Here is a 17429-nt window from a genome sequence, read left to right as displayed (position 1 = left end):
TGGAAATGAAAGGGTTGGCCGTGCAGGCTGAAGGGGTTGTGGTTCGGTGTGAAGAGCGTGATGCCGTGGTGCAGGTGCAGCGCTCCAGCGGCTGCGGGCGCTGCCATGAACCGGGCGGTTGTGGTGGCGCCGAAGCGGCGCGCTGCAGCGAATACCGGGTTGGCAATCCGCTTGGGGCGCAGCCCGGGCAGCGTGTGTTGATCGAAGTGCCAGAGGGGTCGGCCCTGCGCGCCGCAGGTCTGGGCTACGGCTTGCCGCTTGCGGGTGTGCTTGGCGGTGCATTTGTGGGCATGCTGTTGCTAGGGGGAGATGTAGGCAGTGCGTTGGGTGGCTTGGTCGGGCTCGCACTGGGGTTCGGCTTGGCGCGCTGCCTGGGCCTGAGTCATGCCCGACGTCCGAGGATTGCCGGAGTGCTGTCTTGATCTTGCGCTGCACGGTCGCACTGGCCCTGTGTTTTTCCTTGTCTATTCAGGCGCGGGAGTTGCCGGAGTTTGCCGGACTGGTCGAGCGTCAGGCTCCGGTGGTGGTGAATATCAGTGCAACCCGCCAGGCAGCGTCGGTTAAGGCGCCTGCTCTGCGTAGTGATACTCCGGGTCGGATGCCTGAGTGGTTGCGGCGCTGGCTGCCTCCGCCGTCTGAGCCTGAAGAGTCGGAAGAGGATGATCAGGCTGTTGGTTCCGGTTTCGTGATCGATAGCGCGGGCTATATTCTGACCAATGCGCATGTAGTGGAAGAGGCTAGTGAGATCCTGGTCCGCATGAATGATCGGCGCGAGTATCCGGCGCGCGTGGTGGGCACTGACCGGCGCACAGATATCGCCCTGCTCAAGGTGGATGCCAGTCGCTTGCCACAAGCTCGCTTGGGCGACCCTTCCAGGCTGCGTGTGGGGGACTGGGTGCTGGCAATCGGTTCGCCCTTCGGTTTTGACAGCTCGGTGACGGCGGGGATTGTCAGCGCCAAAGGACGCAGCCTGCCGGATGACAGCATCGTGCCCTTCATTCAGACCGATGTGGCGATCAACCCGGGAAATTCTGGCGGCCCGCTGTTCAATCTGAAAGGCGAAGTGGTAGGTATCAACTCTCAGATCTACAGCCGTACCGGCGGGTTTATGGGGGTGTCCTTCGCGATTCCGATTGATGTGGCGATGGATGTGCAGGCCCAGTTGCGCGAGCGTGGCCATGTGCAGCGCGGGCGCATCGGCGTGCTGGTGCAGGAATTGAGTCAGGACATTGCCAGCAGTTTTGGTTTGCGTACGGCGACCGGGGCTCTGGTGAGTCAGGTTGAGCCGGACGGGCCTGCAGCGCAGGCCGGTTTGCGCAGCGGGGACGTGATCCTGCGTTGTGATGGCCGCGAGGTGCAGAACTCCCATGAATTGCCGCGCATCGTGGGGGCGGTCCGCCCAGGAAGAACGGTGGAGCTGGAGTTCTGGCGCGATAACCGCATGCGCCGTGTGCAGCTTGTGGTAGGTGCGTTTCCGGAAGAAAAGCAAGATACCCCGCCGCGTATTGTTGAGCCTGCGCCTCGTGGGAGCAATCCTTTGGGGCTCGTGCTGCAGGACTTGAGCCGTAGCCAGAAGCGAGAGCTGGCGCTGGAGCAGGGCGCCAGCATCGTGGAGGCAAATGGTGCAGCGGCGCGTGCCGAGCTGAGGCCAGGCGATGTGGTGCTGGCTGTGACGACGGGCGGTCAGCAGCAATCACTCAAGTCAGCAGATCATTTCAATCGCCTGTTGCAAGGACTGCCGCGGGGTTCCGCCCTGACCCTGTTGGTGTTGCGCGGCGAGAGCCGCAGCTATGTCGGCATGAAGCTGCCGGCACGGTAGGAAGGCGCACCCCGCATCGGCTATAATCGCCTGCTTTTTCAATATTTTGCTGAGGGTGCCGAGGCACCCTCTTTTGCGTCATCCACACCTGTTTCGAAACGGCATGCAGCACATCCGCAATTTCTCGATCATCGCTCACATCGACCACGGCAAATCAACGCTGGCGGATCGCCTCATTCAAACCTGTGGCGGTCTCTCCGATCGCGAGATGGAAGCACAGGTGCTGGACTCGATGGATCTGGAGCGCGAGCGCGGTATCACGATCAAGGCGCAGACCGCGTCACTTCAGTACAAGGCACGTGATGGGCAGGTTTATAACCTGAACCTGATCGACACGCCGGGGCATGTGGACTTTTCCTATGAAGTGAGTCGCTCCCTGTCCGCCTGTGAAGGCGCGCTGCTAGTGGTGGATGCCACCCAGGGGGTGGAGGCGCAGACGGTGGCCAACTGCTACACCGCCATCGAATTGGGCGTAGAGGTGTTGCCAGTGCTCAACAAGATGGATCTGCCTTCGGCCAATCCGGATGGCGCGCGGCAGGAAGTCGAGGATGTGATCGGCATCGATGCGACCGAGGCGATTCCTTGTTCGGCCAAGACTGGCATGGGCGTGGAAGATATCCTCGAAATGGTGGTGGCCAAGGTGCCGCCGCCGCGCGGCAATCCGGATGGCCCGCTGAAGGCGCTGATCATCGATTCATGGTTCGACAACTACGTCGGCGTGGTGATGCTGGTGCGTGTGGTCGATGGTGAGATGCGGCCCAAGGACAAGCTCTTGTTCATGAGCACAGGCGCGCAGCATCTGTGCGAGCAAGTTGGTGTGTTCAGCCCCAAGTCCTTGTCGCGGGAGGCCTTGCGCGCAGGGGAGGTGGGCTTCGTGATCGCAGGGATCAAAGAACTCAAGTCGGCCAAAGTGGGCGATACGATCACGGTCGTGAACCGCCCGGCGGCCGAGCCGCTGGAGGGCTTCAAGGAAATCAAGCCGCAGGTGTTCGCCGGGCTGTATCCGGTGGAGTCCAGTGAATATGATCAGCTGCGCGATTCGCTGGAGAAGCTCAAGCTCAACGACGCCTCGCTGCAGTACGAGCCGGAAGTTTCGCAGGCACTGGGTTTTGGTTTTCGTTGCGGTTTCTTGGGCCTGTTGCACATGGAGATCGTGCAGGAGCGCCTGGAACGCGAGTTCGACATGGATTTGATCACCACCGCACCGACCGTTGTGTATGAGGTGCTGATGAACGACAACGCGGTGATCAAGGTCGAGAATCCGGCCAAGCTGCCCGAGTCGAACAAGATGCAGGAAGTGCGCGAACCGATCATTACCGCCACCATATTCGTGCCGCAGGACTATCTCGGTCCTGTAATGACCCTGTGCAACCAGAAGCGTGGTAGCCAGGTCGACATGCACTACCACGGCCGCCAGGTGAAACTGGTGTATGACATGCCGATGGCTGAAGTGGTGATGGATTTCTTCGACAAGCTCAAGTCTGTGTCGCGTGGTTATGCCTCGCTCGATTACGACTTCAAGGAGTATCGTGCGGCCGATGTGGTGAAGCTCGACGTGCTGGTGTCCAGCGAGAAGGTCGACGCCCTGTCGGTAATCGTGCACCGTGCCAACGCTACCTATCGTGGCCGTGATCTGGTGACCCGCCTGCGCGGCCTGATCCCGCGCCAGATGTTCGACGTGCCGGTGCAGGCTGCGATCGGCTCGAACATTCTTGCCCGTGAAACCATCAAGGCCATGCGCAAGAACGTACTTGCCAAGTGTTACGGTGGCGACATCACACGCAAGAAAAAGCTGCTCGAAAAGCAGAAAGAAGGCAAAAAGCGCATGAAGATGGTGGGGAACGTCGAGATTCCGCAGGAGGCGTTTCTCGCCGTGCTGCGGACCGACGAAGGCTAGTCAACCGAAACGAGGTATCTGTGGATTTCGCCCTCATTCTTTTTGTCCTGAGCATCGTCTCCGGCATCCTGTGGTGCTACGACGTGTTCAGGGCCCGCAAGCAACGCCCCAAGGGATCGCCCGATCCTTGGTGGGTCGAGTACGGAGCCAGCTTCTTTCCGGTGATCCTGCCGATCTTCATGCTGCGTTCCTTCTGGATCGAGCCTTTTCGCATTCCCTCAGGTTCGATGATTCCGACCTTGCAGGTGGGCGATTTCATCCTGGTCAATAAGTACGCCTATGGTGTGCGGTTGCCCGTGCTGAACAAGAAAATCATCGCGGTCGGTGAGCCTCAGCGGGGTGACGTCATGGTCTTTCGCTACCCGCATGACATGCGCCAGGACTACATCAAGCGCGTGATCGGGCTGCCGGGGGATCGCATCGAATATATCGACAAACGTCTCAGCATTAATGGTCAGGCCTTGCCGGTGCTACCGCAAGGCGATTACCTGATTCCGCGCAGCTTCGATGTATTCCAGAAGTTCGAGGAGGATGTGCTCGGCAACAAGCATATGCTGCTCAATAACCGGGATGCTCAACCCTTTGTGCCGGAGCAGTTGCTCGTGCCGCATGAATATTCCGCAAACTGCACCCACTCTCGTCAGGGCGTGAGTTGCAGGGTGCCGGCGGGTCATTATTTCGTGATGGGCGATAATCGTGACCAGAGCGCCGATTCACGCGTGTGGGGCTTTGTACCGGATGCCAATATTGTTGGCCGCGCTTTCTTCATCTGGTTCCATGCCGACCAGATCCTGCCGCCTTCGGGCGTGGATTTTGGCCGGGTAGGCAGTTTTCACTGATCTGCGGGAGGGTGTGAAATGAAAAAACAGCAAGGCATGACCCTGATTTCCTTGGCTATCGTCGGCACTTTGATTGCAGCTTGCCTAGTCGTTGGCTTGAAGTTGGTGCCAGTTTTCAGTGAGTACTTTGCAGTTCAGAAAGCCTTTAACAAAGTGGTTGCAACCGTTGATCCGGCGGCTCCTCCGAGCAACTTTCGTACAGCGTTCGCTCGGTTTACAGAAGTGGACGCCATTCGTTCTGTCGATCCTCAAACTGTCGTTGTGGATAAAAACAACGGCAAGGTCAGCTTGCAGGTTTCTTACCGTCGTGAAGTTCCGCTGGTGGCTAATGTTGGCCTCTATCTGGACTTTGATGTTTCCTCGAATTGAGCGATTTCAGTTTGCGTGAGGCCCTGATTCAGGCGCTAGGGCATGCATTCCGCCAGCCGGCGCTGTTGCGGCAGGCGCTGACGCATTCGAGCTACGCGGCGGACAATAACGAGCGCCTCGAATTTCTCGGCGACAGTATTGTGGACATGGTGGTCTCGATGCTGCTCTTTGAGCGTTTTCCGGCCTTGCGTGAAGGCGAGCTGTCGCGCTTGCGCGCGCAGTTCGTCAAGCAGGATGCCTTGCATGAGATCGCACTGGATCTGAATCTGGGCGACAGCCTCTTGTTGGGAGAGGGCGAGCACAAAAGTGGTGGTCGTCAGCGCCCATCGATTCTTGCGGATGCGCTGGAAGCTGTCTTTGGAGCAGTCTATCTTGATGGTGGCTTCGAGGCGGTCAAAGGCGTGATCGAGCGACTGTACGCAAACAAGCTGGTAGCGCTGGATCCAGCCAAGTCCTTGAAAGACCCCAAGACAGCGTTACAGGAAATTCTGCAGGCTCGTCGCCTGGGCTTGCCACGCTACGAGTTGGTGGCCGAGCGCGGCCTTGCGCATGCCCGTGAATTTGAAATTTCCTGCGTGGTGGAGCCTTTGGGCTTGCTGACTCAGGGTATCGGCAGCAGCCGGCGCATCGCCGAACAGCAGGCGGCCCGTGCAGCCTTGCAGGAACTGGAAAAACAATGAATCAAGCAGTCACCCATACCGGTCTTGTCGCCATCGTCGGGCGTCCCAATGTTGGCAAATCCACGCTTCTGAACCGTTTGGTTGGTCAGAAGATCAGTATCGTGTCGCGTAAGGCGCAGACTACGCGTCACCGTATCACCGGCGTGCTGACCGAGGGCGTGCAGCAGTTCATCTTCGTTGATACGCCCGGCTTCCAGACCCATCATCAGAATGCACTGAACGCCACCATGAATCGCACGGTCAGCCAGGTGCTGAATGAGGTGGATGTGGTGATGTTCCTGATCGAGTCTGGTCGTTTTGGGCCGGATGACCGCAAGGTCATGAAGCTGTTGCCGCAGGATGCCAAGGTTGTGCTGGTGATTAACAAAGTTGATCTCGAGGAAGATAAAGGCAAGCTCCTGCCTTTCATGCAGCAGATGTCAGCCGAGTTTCCGTTTGCCGAAATCGTGCCGATCAGTGCCGAGCGTGGCAGCAACGTGCCCGAGCTGTTGATGACCGTCGGCAAATACCTGCCTGAGGGTGAAGCGCTGTATGGCGAGGACGACATTACCGACCGCAGCGAGCGTTTCCTTGCCGCAGAGTTCCTGCGTGAGAAGCTGTTCCGCCTGCTCGGCGAAGAGTTGCCTTATGGTATGACCGTCGAGATCGAGAAGTACGAAGTCGAGGGCAATCTGCGCCGCATCTTCGCTGCGATCATCGTGGACAAGGCCGGGCACAAGGGCATCGTGATCGGCAAGGGCGGGGAGCGCCTTAAGCGCATTTCGTCCGAGGCGCGCGTCGAGCTCGAAAAGCTCTTCGACAGCAAGGTCTATCTCGAAACCTGGGTCAAGGTGAAGAGTGGCTGGGCGGATGATGAGCGCGCGCTCAAGTCGCTGGGTTACGACTAAGCCGATTGCAGTGCGATGAGCCGCGCCCGGGTTGATCACGAGACTGCGTTTCTCCTGCATAGCTATCCCTGGCGCGAGACCAGCCTGATTGTCGAGATGTTCTCGCGTGAGCATGGTCGCGTGCCGATGGTGGCCAAGGGCGCGCGGCGGCCCGGCTCCATGTTGCGAGGGGCGCTGATGTCCTTCCAGCCGCTCGAGGTCACCTGGTCCGGCAAGGGTGAGGTGAAGACCCTTCACAGCGCCAGCTGGCAGGGTGGTCAAGCCTTGCTGGGCGGCATCGGCTTGCTTTGCGGCTACTACCTCAATGAACTCATGCTTCGGTTGCTGGCGCGTGAGGACCCCCACCCAGAGCTTTTCGACGCCTATGCCGAAGCCTTGGCGCGCCTAGCTGGCGGTGAAGCGCATGAGCCCCTTTTGCGAAGTTTCGAACTGAATCTGTTGCGCGAAGTGGGTTACGCGCCGACGCTGGATCACGATGTCGAAAGCGGTGAGGCGCTGCGCGAACATGTCGAATATATCTTTTTGACCGAGCGTGGCCCGGTTGAGGCTGATGCGAAACTGGGAGACCTGCCCTTGCTGCCTGGGCGAGCCTTGCTGGCGATGGCTACGGGGGATTTCTCCTCACCGGAAACCTTGAGCCATGCCAAGGGACTCATGCGCCGCTTGATCCAGTACCATCTGGGCGGACAGGCACTCGAATCGCGCCGTATCCTGATGGAACTGCAGGCGCTCTGAACACGTAGCACTGAGGAAACTGAAGATGATCGAACTCGGCGTCAATATCGACCACGTCGCCACCATCCGCCAGGCTCGCCGCACTTATGAGCCGGACCCGGTCTGGGCTGCTGTCGAGGCGCATCTCGGTGGCGCGGATGGCATCACCGTGCATCTTCGTGAAGACCGCCGGCATATTCAGGATCACGATGTGCGGCGCCTGCGCGAGCTGACCCATATCAAGCTCAATCTGGAGATGGCCGCGACTGACGAGATGGTCGGCATCGCCTGCCAGATCAAGCCCGAGATGGCCATGCTGGTGCCCGAGGGGCGGCAGGAGGTTACGACTGAAGGCGGGCTGGATATCGTGGCACAAGAAGCTGAGCTGAAAGATGCCATCGCCCGCCTTGCTGATGCTGGCATCATGACCAGTGTGTTCATTGACCCCGATCTGGCACAGGTCGAAGCGGCCGCGCGTATCGGTGCGCGGGTCTGCGAAATTCACACTGGCCCCTACGCCGCTGCTTTTCACCACAAGGGCCGTGATGCACAGAGTCCGGCAGTGCTGGCCGAGCTCGACAAAATTCGTGCGGCGGGTCGCGCTATCGTTGATCTGGGAATGCGCTTCAATGCTGGCCATGCGCTGAACTACTTCAATGTGCAGCCCGTTGCAGCGTTGCCGGAAGTGCGCGAATTGCATATCGGTCATGCCATCGTCAGTCGCGCAGTGTTTGTCGGCTTGCGTGAGGCGGTTGCCGAGATGAAGCGTCTGATGCGCGAAGCGGATACCCGGCGCTGAGGCTCGCGTGATTTACGGCATCGGTACGGATATCGTCACCATCGCCCGCATGCGCGAATCCTTGGCTCGCCATGGCGAGCGGTTTGCGCAGCGCTTGCTGCACCCGGACGAGCTGGAAGATTTTGCTCTGGCACGCGAGCCTGAGCGTTTCCTGGCCAAGCGCTTCGCTGCCAAGGAGGCGCTGGCCAAGGCTTTGGGGACGGGGTTGCGCCCGCCTGCGACATTGAGTGCCATCGGTGTGGGGCATGATGAACTCGGCAAGCCGCATTATCTCTTCGGCGAGGCGCTGGCCGCGCATCTTGCGGCGCTGAAGCTCTCTGCCCATCTTTCGATCAGCGACGAGCGCGATACCGTAGTCGCCTTTGCGCTTCTGGAAATCCGAACATGAGTCTCAAGCCCCTGCAGCAGCCCCTCGGTCCCGTGATGTGTGATGTGGCCGGTTCGGCCCTCAGCGACGCAGAGCGCGTAGTGCTGTCCCACCCCCTGGTTGGCGGCGTGATCCTGTTCTCACGCAACTTCGAGAATCCTGACCAGCTCGCCACCTTGTGTGCAGAGATCCATGCCTTGCGCAGCCCGGCCCTGATCATTGCCGTGGATCATGAGGGCGGACGCGTGCAGCGCTTCCGCCAAGGCTTTACCCGCTTGCCGGCGATGCGCAAACTGGGGGAGTTGTATGCGCGCTCGCCGCGCGATGCCTTACTCTCTGCGCAGGATGTGGGCTATGTGTTGGCAGCCGAACTGCTCGCTTATGGCATCGATCTTTCCTTCGCGCCAGTGCTGGATCTGGATTATGGACACAGTGCGGTGGTGGGAGATCGAGCGTTTCATCGTGATCCGCAGATCACGGCGATGCTGGCACACGCGCTGGCGGTGGGCATGCGTGAAGCGGGGATGGGGTGTGTCGGCAAACATTTCCCAGGCCATGGTTTTGCCGAAGCCGACTCGCACGTCGCAATGCCCGTCGACAAGCGGGAGTTCGATGCGATCTGGGCCGACGATATCGTGCCTTATCGCAGCGAACTCAGGCAGGTGCTCTCGGGTGTGATGCCGGCACATGTCGTCTATGAGCGAATCGATCCGCAGCCGGCGGGCTTTTCGCCCTTCTGGTTGCGGGATGTATTGCGGCAGCGTGTCGGTTTTCAGGGCGTGGTGTTTTCAGACGACCTCACGATGGAGGGCGCGACGCTTGCTGGCGATATTGTCTCGCGGGCTGACGCTGCGCATGCCGCTGGCTGCGACATGGTGCTGGTGTGCAACCGCCCGGAGCTTACCGCCGATCTGCTGGTGCGCTGGCAGCCGAACTTGCGTGCCGAGTCCGCCGAGCGCATTGCGGCTTTGCAACCCGCTCACTACCCGGCCGTCGAAGTATTGTCGATCGACAAGCGCTTTACCGATGCCTGGACATCGGTGCAAGCATTGGTCTGACATCACCGCAACTGGAAGGCGTACTGGTAGTCGCGGCTCGTCCCGTTTACGTTGACGCCGGCAATCCTGACCGTGTAACTGCCGCCATTGGCGAGCCCCACCACCTTCCATTGCAGGTGATTGGGCAGACCATATCCTTCGTAGTTGGCGGATTGCTCGGTAATGCCGAGTGATTGGCCGTTGCCGTCCGTAACCGTGATTGTGGCGCCAGCAAAACTCACTTGGCTGCCGCCGTTATTGGCGCGGTTGGTCTTGCTGGCGATCGCCGAGAAGGACAGAAACCAGCTGGTCGAAAACTCGCTCGCTGGATAGCTGCCATAAGGATAGGCCACGAAGTCATTGCTCATGCTGACACTGCTGGCTTCCCCGCCGATGGTACGCAGCGCCGAGGCCATGCGCCCTGTCCCTCCGGCGGGGGCGGAATCTACGCGGCCGAAGCTGGTGGCTGCGAAGAAGGGGTAGAGCAACCATCGGCGATGGCCCAGGCTGCTCACGCCGCTATCGATCAGATAGCTCACCATGGCGTCTGCGCTGGGGGTGGTGACCGTGCTGTATCCCCAACTGGTATAGAGATTACTGGTGTTCGCGAGACGGTAAGCGTCTTCGCTGTAGCACTTGCCGCTGCTTGAAGGGGTATGGGTGAGGGTCTCGTTCGCTACCATGTAGAGCGCTGCAGCCGCTGCCGCGGCGTCACCGCTGCTGTCATAGCTCACGGCGGGTAAGCCGTGGCGGGCTCGAATCTCGTTCAGCCGGATCAGCACCGAATTCTTTTCGCTAGCCTGCAGCTGACCGGCGATGCAGCTCGAAACCAGCGGAGCACTCTGGTAAAGGCCGCTGCTTGAGCTGCTAGAACCCGCACTGGAGCTATTGGCATTGCCCGAGCTGCTGGTCGAGCGGGCACTGCTTGTCTGTGAGGCGCTTACTGCGCTGCTTGTGCCGCTACCCGTTTGGCCTGATGTTGTACTGCTGTCTCCCCCGCCCCCTCCGCCGCAAGCCCCTAGTGACAGGACGAAAAGCACACAGGGGAGCAAGGTATAAGGCGGGCGGGTAGGGCGATGCATGGGAACTCCGGATAATGGCGCAGCTCGGGCTGCGCGGATTAGGCACAAGCCTAACCGGCCTGGCAGAGCTTGCCCGCCCCGCAGGTCGGTGCCGTGCCGCCGGCCGGAAATTGCTTGGCTCGTAGCGCGCTCTGTCTTGGGGAGGAGGCTTGAGAGGCCATCCCGCCTGCCCTGCGGTAGTATCCGGGCCTGACCTGCCCCTTGCGAGAAACCGCCGTGAGTTTCGATTACAAACCCTTCCTGCGTTCGCTGACCGAGGCGCCTGGCGTCTACCGCATGATCGGCGTTGATGAGGAAGTGCTCTACGTCGGCAAGGCCAAGAATCTCAAGCGCCGCGTTTCGAACTACTTTCAGAAGAACCATCCGAGCCCGCGCATTGCCCTGATGGTGGCGCAGATCGTGCGCGTGGATACCACTGCCGTGCGTTCCGAGGCCGAGGCGCTGATCCTCGAAAACAACCTCATCAAATCGCTCAAGCCGCGCTACAACATTCTTTTTCGCGACGACAAAAGCTACCCCTATATTGCGATCACCGGCGACGCCTCACCGCGCCTAGCTTATTACCGTGGCGCCTTCGAGAAGGGTGTGCGCTACTTCGGCCCTTTTCCCTCAAGCTGGGCGGCACGCGAGAGCATCCAATTGCTGCAGCGCCTGTTCTTGCTGCGGACTTGCGAAAACAGCGTTTTCAACAATCGCTCTCGTCCTTGCTTGCTGCACCAGATCAAACGCTGTTCGGCACCCTGCGTGGGCGTGATCGATGCAGAGAGTTACGCGCGCGACGTGAAGCTAGCGACCCTCTTTCTTGAAGGTCGCCACTCCGATGTCATTGATAGTCTGACTGCGCGCATGCAGGCGGCTTCTGACGCATTTGCCTTCGAGCAGGCGGCAGTCTTCCGCGATCAGATCCGGGCATTGCAAACTGTGTTGCACAAACAGTTCGTCGATTCAGGCAAGGACGAGGATGTCGACATCCTCGTCGCGGAGGCCGCAGGAGGGCAGGTTTGTGTAAACCTTGCGATGGTGCGGGGCGGCCGCCATCTGGGAGATCGGGCCCAATTCCCTAGTGCCAGTGAAGGGCTGGGCGTAGCGGATGCCTTGCTGGCCTACGTTGAGCAGCACTACCGCCTGCATCCGGCACCGACCAAGCTGGTGATCGAAGGTGCAGATGTAGAGGCGATCCGCGCATTGCTTGAAGACGTGCTGGAGCGACCGCCGATTGTTGCGACAGCACGCTTCCAGGCCGAAAAGGCATGGGCCGAAATGGCGCTCACCAATGCCAGGCTTGCCATCGAGACGCGCTTGCGTGAAACCGGTCGCGCCGAGGCTCAGCTTGATGCCTTGCAGGCGGCCCTCGAGTTATCCGAGCGCCCGCAGCGCATCGAGTGTTTCGATATCTCGCATACCCAAGGGGAGGCTACCCAGGCCTCCTGTGTCGTGTGGGAAGGTGCGGGCATGAAGAAGTCCGAATACCGTCGCTTCAACATCAGTGGCATCACGCCCGGCGATGACTATGCCGCAATGCGCCAGGCGCTCACCCGACGCTACGAGAAAGTGGCGGCGGGGGAGGGCGTACGTCCCGACCTGATTCTGATCGATGGAGGCAAGGGGCAGGTCGGTGTTGCTTGGGAGGTGCTCACCGAGCTGGGTCTGACCAGCATTGCCATGGTCGGGGTTGCCAAGGGTGAGGAACGCAAGGCAGGTCTGGAGCAACTCATTTATCCGGACGGCCGCCCCGGCCTCGCACTGGGCGGCGAGCATCCGGCGCTGCATCTGATCCAGATCGTACGTGATGAAGCCCACCGCTTTGCCATCACAGGCATGCGAGCCAAGCGCAGCAAGACTCGCCTCACTTCTCAGCTTGAGGATATTCCTGGTGTTGGGCCTACACGGCGCAAGAAATTGATCGAGACTTTTGGCGGGTTGGCTGGGGTGCGCGAAGCTACGGTGGAAGATTTATGCCGCGTAGAGGGGATCAATCGTAAAATGGCCGAGCAAATTTATAACGCGCTGCATTGACAGCCCCGGCATGAACTTCAATATTCCTAACGCGCTCACCTGGGCGCGCATCCTCATGATCCCGCTGGTATTGGCGGTGTATTACCTGCCGCCGGACGTGCTGTCACAGCATCATCAGAACATGCTTGCCTGTGCCCTGTTCGTGGTGGCTGCTGTGACCGACTGGTTCGACGGCTGGCTGGCGCGCAAGTTGGGGCTGACTTCCGCCTTCGGCGCCTTTTTGGATCCAGTGGCTGACAAGCTGATGGTGTGTGCCGCCCTTGTTTTGTTGGTGTGGCTGGATCGTTGCAATGCTGTGCTGGCTTTCATCATTGTCGGTCGTGAATTGACCATCTCTGCCCTGCGCGAATGGATGGCACAGCTGGGCAAGACCAAGAGCGTTGCTGTGTCCTTCATCGGCAAGCTTAAAACGGCCGCACAGATGATCGCCATTCCAATGCTGCTCTATTACGACGACCTGCTGGGGTTGCCTATTCGCCGCATGGGTTCGGTGCTGATGGTCGTGGCGGTCGTACTGACTTTGTGGTCCATGGTGTATTACATGCGTCGTGCGATGCAGGTTCTCAACGAAAAGTGAGAGTAAGTGTTGACATCTTTTTTTTGGCCCCTATAATGCATGGCTCGTGACGCGGGAATAGCTCAGTTGGTAGAGCGCAACCTTGCCAAGGTTGAGGTCGAGAGTTCGAGACTCTTTTCCCGCTCCAAGATTTCTTAGGTAGGCTGAAGCTGGCTTTCCTTTTAGTTGGATAACAGTTCCGGTTAAAAACGGAGCGTGGCGCAAGCCGAATTGGTGTCGAATTAACGGCGCGATAGCAAAGCGGTTATGCACCGGATTGCAAATCCGTGTAGGTCGGTTCGACTCCGGCTCGCGCCTCCAGGTTTAAAAGTTTTGCGGGAATAGCTCAGTTGGTAGAGCGCAACCTTGCCAAGGTTGAGGTCGAGAGTTCGAGACTCTTTTCCCGCTCCAAACATCGAAGGGGAAAGGCGAAAGCCTTTCCCCTTTGTGTTTTGTCACGCCAAAGTCATCTCGTGGTCACTGCGATGTCATCCTGAAGTCGTAATCTTGCCCTGCAATGAGAACAGGCGAGGTAATAACGATGAAGTCTGGAAGTGCATCGCGCAAACAAGCGCTGGGGAATTGGCTGCGCGCATTCAGGGCGTGGCCATTGAGTGCTTTCGAGCCACTGAGTCCGCTCTACTACCTGCCGGATGCTTTGGTTAGCACTGAGGACTTGTTTAGTGCAGATCCTCTTTCCCAGCAGGTAGAGGCAGCACACTGATTCCTTCTTCCAGGAGGCCAAGAGCTTCCTGGGCAGATGTTGTGCCGCGGATGTTGCGCCCTTCGGCGTCTCCATAGTGAATTTTGCGTGCTTCGTCCGCGAAGTGTTCGCCAACATCTTCTGCGTCGCTGGCCGCTTTGAGCAAGGCGGCGGCCAGTTTGTTCAAGAGTTGGGCGGGGGGCTTGGCGGCTGGCGAAGATTCGTTACTGCGGCGCACGATGTTTGGTACCGAGGGTAGCCGGCTGATTTTTCCATCGCCGCATACGGGACAATGCACCATGTGTCTGGTGAGTTGTTGCTCGAAAATTTCGGGTGAAGCGAACCAGCCTTCGAAGCGGTGATTCTCTTCGCATTTCAGATCCAGAACGATCACGGCAGCACCTTGCTCACACAGCGAAAGCGCGCACCATAGCATGGCGCCAGCGTAGAATTGCGCCTTCTGAGTACTGGTTGTCTGTAATGCCCCGCATCCTGCTGGCTCCAATGGAAGGCTTGGTCGACGCGCCAATGCGCGATGTGCTGACTCGTGCAAGTGCCTATGATTGGTGCGTCACCGAATTCGCCCGAATCTCCACTGGGTTGCCGCCGGCTCGTTTTTTTACCCGCATTGCACCTGAGTTGAATGCTGCTTCACAGACGCATGCAGGGACCCCTGTGCGCGTTCAGTTGCTGGGCTCTGATCCTGATCTAATGGGGGCGTCTGCTGCGCGTTTGGCAGACTTGAGTCCTGCTGGAATTGATTTGAACTTTGGTTGCCCTGCACCGACGGTCAATCGCCATCGTGGCGGCTCGGTGCTCCTGGAGGAGCCGGATTTGCTGGAGCGGATAGCTCGCTGCGTTGCTCTGGGGATTGCCGGGCGAACCCCTTTGACGGCCAAGATGCGCTTGGGGGTGCGGGATACGGTGCCTGCCATTGAGGCCGCGCAGGCGCTGGCTGAAGGCGGGGCGCAGATGCTCGTGGTGCATGCCCGCACCAAGCAGGATGGCTACCGCCCCCCTGCACACTGGCCATGGATTGCGCGTATCGCTGATGCGGTTGCTGTGCCGGTAGTGGCAAATGGCGAAATATGGAATGTTGCAGACTACCTGCGCTGCATGAGTGAAGGTGGTTTGAGAGATGTGATGCTGGGGCGCGGTGCGGTGTCAGACCCCTTTCTTGCGGAGCGGATCCGGGGGCGTATGCCCGCCGAACCCGGGGCGGGTGATTGGCAGCGTCTTCAGCCATTGCTTGCGCACTATTGGCGTGCCGTACTGACTCGTGTCGAGGAGCGCCACGCGCCGGGACGTATCAAGCAATGGCTGAATCTGCTGCGCCGTAATTACCCCCAGGCCGAATTGCTCTACCAGGCTGTGCGTCCCTTGCGGCAGGTTGCTGAGGTTCGTGATTGTCTTTGGGCTGCAGGAGTGCGCTGATGTACGCAAACTCACGTGACATTCGCAGTGCTCAAATTGCCCCTCACGAGCACTTGGCTGAACTGGTGCGACGCCATTGTTTACACGAGTTTCAAAAACCCGTGGCGCCGTGGAATCGTGAAGCTTTTGAACAGGCTATGACTGCGTGGGGCGGGGGGCGGCCTTTGCTTCTTGATGCGGGTTGTGGGGTGGGCTGGAGCAGCCTCCAACTGGCGCGCCGCTACCCCGACCATTTCGTGCTTGGTATAGACCAGAGTGAAGATCGCCTGGCGCGCGGAAAACCCGGTGCGGGTGATTGGCCTGACAACCTGTGCTTCGTGCGTGCCGACCTCGTTGATTTCTGGGCTTTGCTGCGTCAGTCTGAAATACGTCTCGCGCGTCATTACATCCTCTACCCGAACCCTTGGCCCAAAATCGGCCATCTCGCGCGGCGTTGGCATGGTCACGCCATATTCCCGACGATCGTTGAGCTTGGCGGGGTGCTTGAGAGTCGTAGTAACTGGTCAATCTATCTTGAGGAATTGGCGCAGGCCTTGCGCATCGTAACGAATCGCGAGGCATTGCTGGACCAGATTGACGTCGAAGAGCCTCTAACGCTTTTCGAGCGCAAGTATCGCGACTCGGGTCAGGCGCTTTATCGTTTATCGATCGACCTGGGTACTGAATGAGTATTGATCTGGATCCTTGTGTGCGCTGTGGCGCTTGCTGCGCATCCTTGCGCGTGAGCTTTCACCGCAGCCAGTTGCTGTCCGAAGGTGGTTGCGTGCCAGACGCTTTGGCAGACGAAGAGACGGCCACTACTTGCCGGATGCGCGGTACTGATCGCACCAACCCTCGCTGTGTGGCGCTGGTTGGCCGTATTGGCGAGAGGGTCCATTGTGGGATCTACGAACAAAGGCCCGACCCCTGCCGCGAGTTTGCTGCGCATGGCCTGTTCGGTATCGGTAACGCAGAGTGTTCGCGTGTCAGGCGGCGCCATGGCCTGCCGCCACTTGCCGCGCCTGAGGGGCTTTTGTAACCCTTTGTGAATTTGGATAAGGGCTTTCCGTCGTCTCCTTGTTGTTCGCTGCACACAGGTCTATCCAGAAAAGACAGAGACTGTGCAACGGGGAGTGACACATGGGCCAACTTGGTACTTGGGCATCAAGCGATGAACTTCTGGTGTCGGGCAAGCAAGCGCCTTTTTTTTGTTTGCCAGATGCTGATATGGAGATCTTCGACCTGTCTGCCGCGCTGCAGCATCACCAAATTGTGGTGTTGCACTTCTATCCCCGTGATGTAATGCCATCCAGCCTCAAGCAGGCGATATCCTTTTCCGAGCGCGATCATGACTTTGCTCGGTGTGGCGCCATGGTGGTGGGGGTGAGTTTGGATGAGTGTTTGACGCACGCGGATTTTCGGGACGAGCATGGCATTGCGATGGAACTGCTATCTGATCCGGAGGGAGATGTTTGTCGTCTTTATCATGTCTGGCAAGAGCGCGAGCTGGATGGCGTAATCCGTCCAGCGGTGCATCGCTCCACTTTTATCATCGGCGGCGATGGTATGGTGCTGCACGCGGATTACAATGTTGATGTGCGAGATCACACGGAAAAGCTTCTCGCACAGCTGAAAACCCTTTCTAGGAGCAGTAATGGAAATCCTCAAGAACACCGTCGTCACGCTTGATTACTCTGTGCGTGATCCCGACGGCAATGTCGTCGACGACGGTGCCAACCCGCTGGTTTATCTGCATGGCGGTTACGATGCCATTTTTCCGCTACTGGAAGAGAAGCTGCACGGCATGAAGACGGGCGAGAAGCTCAACATCAAGCTGCAGCCAGACGATGCTTTTGGTGAGTATGACGAAAGCCTGGTCCTGATCGAAGATCGCGAACTCTTTCCGGCTGATATTGAAGTCGGCATGGCTTTTGAGCGAGTTGGCGACGATGGCGAAGACGACATGCTCTTCCGCATTACCGACATCGCTGACAAGAAGGTTGTTGTTGATGGCAACCATCCGCTCGCGGGTATGGCGCTCATCTTCGATGTCACAGTGCGCGAAGTTCGTCAGGCAAGCGCCGAAGAGCTGGATCATGGGCATGTTCATGGCCCACAAGGCCATCATCACTGAGCACAGATCGAGCGTGCTGTAACAAAAGGCCGCGTAAGCGGCCTTTTGTTTAGGGGTTTGTGGGGTTTGGCGGTGGGGCCAGGTGGGGTAGGCAGTTTCTTTGCTTAAATGCGACAA

At 59.0% G+C, this 17429-nt stretch carries 20 protein-coding genes and 3 tRNA genes; 21 read left to right on the top strand and 2 right to left on the bottom strand.

What is annotated here, in order from left to right; genetic code table 11:
- Positions 1-5 precede the first annotated feature (5 nt).
- The 11 genes from C0V76_RS16975 (at position 6) to nagZ (ending at position 9429) form a co-directional block, all read left to right on the top strand.
- Positions 6-422 (top strand): SoxR reducing system RseC family protein, encoded by a 417-nt coding sequence (locus C0V76_RS16975; RefSeq protein ID WP_101944072.1) that lies wholly within the window; start codon positions 6-8, stop codon positions 420-422.
- Complete coding sequence (locus C0V76_RS16970; protein WP_101944071.1) at positions 419-1819, top strand: Do family serine endopeptidase; 1401 nt, start codon at positions 419-421, stop codon at positions 1817-1819. The genes C0V76_RS16975 and C0V76_RS16970 overlap by 4 nt, the downstream gene beginning before the upstream one ends.
- Before the next feature lie 103 nt (positions 1820-1922).
- Positions 1923-3716, top strand: coding sequence for a translation elongation factor 4 (lepA, locus tag C0V76_RS16965; RefSeq protein ID WP_101944069.1), 1794 nt, complete (start codon positions 1923-1925; stop codon positions 3714-3716).
- Between the two features lie 20 nt (positions 3717-3736).
- Positions 3737-4555 (top strand): signal peptidase I, encoded by an 819-nt coding sequence (gene lepB / locus C0V76_RS16960; protein WP_101944067.1) that lies wholly within the window; start codon positions 3737-3739, stop codon positions 4553-4555.
- Between the two features lie 18 nt (positions 4556-4573).
- On the top strand, positions 4574-4924 hold the full coding sequence (locus tag C0V76_RS16955; protein WP_101944065.1) for a DUF4845 domain-containing protein: 351 nt from the start codon (positions 4574-4576) through the stop codon (positions 4922-4924).
- The gene (rnc, locus tag C0V76_RS16950; RefSeq protein ID WP_254048284.1) at positions 4921-5604 is read left to right on the top strand and encodes a ribonuclease III; all 684 of its coding nucleotides are present in this window, start codon (positions 4921-4923) and stop codon (positions 5602-5604) included. The genes C0V76_RS16955 and rnc overlap by 4 nt, the downstream gene beginning before the upstream one ends.
- On the top strand, positions 5601-6491 hold the full coding sequence (era, locus tag C0V76_RS16945; protein WP_101944063.1) for a GTPase Era: 891 nt from the start codon (positions 5601-5603) through the stop codon (positions 6489-6491). The genes rnc and era overlap by 4 nt, the downstream gene beginning before the upstream one ends.
- A gap of 15 nt (positions 6492-6506) precedes the next feature.
- Positions 6507-7226, top strand: coding sequence for a DNA repair protein RecO (gene recO / locus C0V76_RS16940; protein ID WP_101944062.1), 720 nt, complete (start codon positions 6507-6509; stop codon positions 7224-7226).
- A gap of 25 nt (positions 7227-7251) precedes the next feature.
- Positions 7252-8004 (top strand): pyridoxine 5'-phosphate synthase, encoded by a 753-nt coding sequence (locus tag C0V76_RS16935; protein ID WP_101944060.1) that lies wholly within the window; start codon positions 7252-7254, stop codon positions 8002-8004.
- A gap of 7 nt (positions 8005-8011) precedes the next feature.
- Complete coding sequence (gene acpS / locus C0V76_RS16930; RefSeq protein WP_101944058.1) at positions 8012-8392, top strand: holo-ACP synthase; 381 nt, start codon at positions 8012-8014, stop codon at positions 8390-8392.
- Complete coding sequence (nagZ, locus tag C0V76_RS16925; RefSeq protein WP_101944056.1) at positions 8389-9429, top strand: beta-N-acetylhexosaminidase; 1041 nt, start codon at positions 8389-8391, stop codon at positions 9427-9429. Before acpS ends, nagZ begins: the two co-directional genes overlap by 4 nt.
- 2 nt (positions 9430-9431) lie before the next feature.
- On the opposite strand, the gene C0V76_RS16920 is transcribed toward nagZ, so the two are convergent.
- A complete protein-coding gene (locus tag C0V76_RS16920; RefSeq protein WP_101944055.1) occupies positions 9432-10490 on the bottom strand; it encodes a CAP domain-containing protein in 1059 nt (352 codons plus the stop codon).
- Between the two features lie 276 nt (positions 10491-10766).
- Here C0V76_RS16920 and uvrC point away from each other — a divergent pair, with 276 nt between their 5' ends.
- The 5 genes from uvrC (at position 10767) to C0V76_RS16895 (ending at position 13473) form a co-directional block, all read left to right on the top strand.
- Entirely contained in the window at positions 10767-12506 is a 1740-nt protein-coding gene (gene uvrC / locus C0V76_RS16915; RefSeq protein WP_254048292.1) for an excinuclease ABC subunit UvrC, read from the top strand.
- A gap of 10 nt (positions 12507-12516) precedes the next feature.
- The gene (gene pgsA, locus C0V76_RS16910) at positions 12517-13083 is read left to right on the top strand and encodes a CDP-diacylglycerol--glycerol-3-phosphate 3-phosphatidyltransferase (RefSeq protein WP_101944051.1); all 567 of its coding nucleotides are present in this window, start codon (positions 12517-12519) and stop codon (positions 13081-13083) included.
- Positions 13084-13134: 51 nt separating this feature from the next.
- Positions 13135-13210, top strand: a tRNA-Gly gene (locus tag C0V76_RS16905).
- 99 nt (positions 13211-13309) lie between these two features.
- A tRNA-Cys gene (locus tag C0V76_RS16900) sits at positions 13310-13383 on the top strand.
- A 14-nt stretch (positions 13384-13397) separates the two neighbouring features.
- Positions 13398-13473 (top strand) — tRNA-Gly (locus C0V76_RS16895).
- Positions 13474-13742: 269 nt separating this feature from the next.
- Here C0V76_RS16895 and C0V76_RS16890 read toward each other — a convergent pair.
- Positions 13743-14159, bottom strand: coding sequence for a DUF1178 family protein (locus C0V76_RS16890; RefSeq protein ID WP_101944197.1), 417 nt, complete (start codon positions 14157-14159; stop codon positions 13743-13745).
- A gap of 86 nt (positions 14160-14245) precedes the next feature.
- Here C0V76_RS16890 and C0V76_RS16885 point away from each other — a divergent pair, with 86 nt between their 5' ends.
- From C0V76_RS16885 to C0V76_RS16865, 5 genes are all read left to right on the top strand, one after another.
- Positions 14246-15199, top strand: coding sequence for a tRNA-dihydrouridine synthase (locus C0V76_RS16885; protein WP_216821785.1), 954 nt, complete (start codon positions 14246-14248; stop codon positions 15197-15199).
- Positions 15196-15867, top strand: coding sequence for a tRNA (guanosine(46)-N(7))-methyltransferase TrmB (locus C0V76_RS16880; RefSeq protein WP_101944195.1), 672 nt, complete (start codon positions 15196-15198; stop codon positions 15865-15867). Before C0V76_RS16885 ends, C0V76_RS16880 begins: the two co-directional genes overlap by 4 nt.
- Positions 15864-16217 carry a YkgJ family cysteine cluster protein gene (locus tag C0V76_RS16875; protein WP_101944049.1) on the top strand — a complete coding sequence of 118 codons (354 nt, stop codon included), beginning with the start codon at positions 15864-15866 and terminating at the stop codon, positions 16215-16217. Before C0V76_RS16880 ends, C0V76_RS16875 begins: the two co-directional genes overlap by 4 nt.
- 101 nt (positions 16218-16318) lie before the next feature.
- Complete coding sequence (locus C0V76_RS16870; RefSeq protein ID WP_101944047.1) at positions 16319-16867, top strand: peroxiredoxin; 549 nt, start codon at positions 16319-16321, stop codon at positions 16865-16867.
- Positions 16833-17312 (top strand): peptidylprolyl isomerase, encoded by a 480-nt coding sequence (locus C0V76_RS16865; protein WP_101944045.1) that lies wholly within the window; start codon positions 16833-16835, stop codon positions 17310-17312. Before C0V76_RS16870 ends, C0V76_RS16865 begins: the two co-directional genes overlap by 35 nt.
- Positions 17313-17429: the final 117 nt, after the last annotated feature.

Origin of the sequence: Uliginosibacterium sp. TH139 (assembly GCF_002855595.1) — a bacterium.
Lineage (GTDB): Bacteria > Pseudomonadota > Gammaproteobacteria > Burkholderiales > Rhodocyclaceae > Uliginosibacterium > Uliginosibacterium aquaticum.
This window is presented reverse-complemented; position numbering and strand designations above follow the sequence as displayed.

What these genes read in the sequence shown, in the direction of transcription:
- C0V76_RS16975 (WP_101944072.1), top strand. Translation starts at nt 6, where the DNA reads ATGAAAGGGTTGGCCGTGCAGGCTGAAGGGGTTGTGGTTCGGTGTGAA.
- lepA (WP_101944069.1), top strand. Translation starts at nt 1,923, where the DNA reads ATGCAGCACATCCGCAATTTCTCGATCATCGCTCACATCGACCACGGC.
- C0V76_RS16955 (WP_101944065.1), top strand. Translation starts at nt 4,574, where the DNA reads ATGAAAAAACAGCAAGGCATGACCCTGATTTCCTTGGCTATCGTCGGC.
- era (WP_101944063.1), top strand. Translation starts at nt 5,601, where the DNA reads ATGAATCAAGCAGTCACCCATACCGGTCTTGTCGCCATCGTCGGGCGT.
- recO (WP_101944062.1), top strand. Translation starts at nt 6,507, where the DNA reads ATGAGCCGCGCCCGGGTTGATCACGAGACTGCGTTTCTCCTGCATAGC.
- C0V76_RS16935 (WP_101944060.1), top strand. Translation starts at nt 7,252, where the DNA reads ATGATCGAACTCGGCGTCAATATCGACCACGTCGCCACCATCCGCCAG.
- nagZ (WP_101944056.1), top strand. Translation starts at nt 8,389, where the DNA reads ATGAGTCTCAAGCCCCTGCAGCAGCCCCTCGGTCCCGTGATGTGTGAT.
- C0V76_RS16920 (WP_101944055.1), bottom strand. Translation starts at nt 10,490, where the DNA reads ATGCATCGCCCTACCCGCCCGCCTTATACCTTGCTCCCCTGTGTGCTT.
- uvrC (WP_254048292.1), top strand. Translation starts at nt 10,767, where the DNA reads ATGATCGGCGTTGATGAGGAAGTGCTCTACGTCGGCAAGGCCAAGAAT.
- pgsA (WP_101944051.1), top strand. Translation starts at nt 12,517, where the DNA reads ATGAACTTCAATATTCCTAACGCGCTCACCTGGGCGCGCATCCTCATG.
- C0V76_RS16885 (WP_216821785.1), top strand. Translation starts at nt 14,246, where the DNA reads ATGCCCCGCATCCTGCTGGCTCCAATGGAAGGCTTGGTCGACGCGCCA.
- C0V76_RS16875 (WP_101944049.1), top strand. Translation starts at nt 15,864, where the DNA reads ATGAGTATTGATCTGGATCCTTGTGTGCGCTGTGGCGCTTGCTGCGCA.
- C0V76_RS16870 (WP_101944047.1), top strand. Translation starts at nt 16,319, where the DNA reads ATGGGCCAACTTGGTACTTGGGCATCAAGCGATGAACTTCTGGTGTCG.
- C0V76_RS16865 (WP_101944045.1), top strand. Translation starts at nt 16,833, where the DNA reads ATGGAAATCCTCAAGAACACCGTCGTCACGCTTGATTACTCTGTGCGT.